1 protein-coding gene is annotated in these 595 nt (G+C 46.4%); it reads right to left on the bottom strand.

All coding sequences use genetic code 11. From position 1 onward, the window contains the following. The coding region (locus tag ACFPOH_RS10790; protein WP_390309636.1) for a DNA topoisomerase at positions 1 to 595 on the bottom strand (595 nt) is incomplete at both ends.

The following is a 595-nucleotide window of genomic DNA, read 5'->3' as shown; positions in this document are numbered from 1 at the left end:
TCCCCCGGTATGTTCCGTTCTTGACTGTAAACTGTCCCTCTAATTCGTAAAACGGTTCCGGTCGAAATTGTTCAATTTCTTTTTGGCGATCGTAAATCAGTTTCAAAACAGGAGTCTGCACCCGTCCGACGCTAAATACATCCCGGATGCCCTTTTGCTGAAGAAGCAGCGTATAGAGCCGACTAGCATTCATTCCTACTAGCCAGTCGGCGATCTGTCTCGCCTGGGCTTCATGAAACAAATGGATGGTTTCTTTCCCGTCTTTCAGTTCAGCAAACCCTTTTCGAATGGCATTTTCGGTTAGAGATGATGTCCAAAAGCGCTTAATCCGTTTTTTCGAGCATCCGGCCATGAGGATAAGCAGACGAGCGATATTTTCTCCTTCCCTGGCTGGATCGGTCGCAATAATGATTTCATCAGCCTCTTTAAGCAGCTTCTTAACGGTTTGAAACTGTTTGGCTTTATCCTTCGACACTTTATACTCAAACTGCCCAGGAATAATCGGCAAAGTGGCCAAGTCCCATTTTTTCCATTCCGGACGGTATTCCTCTGGCTCTTTTAGCTCGACTAGATGGCCAATTGCCCAGGTCACTGT

It is taken from the genome of Ureibacillus suwonensis (genome assembly GCF_042655065.1).
Lineage (GTDB): Bacteria > Bacillota > Bacilli > Bacillales_A > Planococcaceae > Ureibacillus > Ureibacillus suwonensis.
This window is presented reverse-complemented; position numbering and strand designations above follow the sequence as displayed.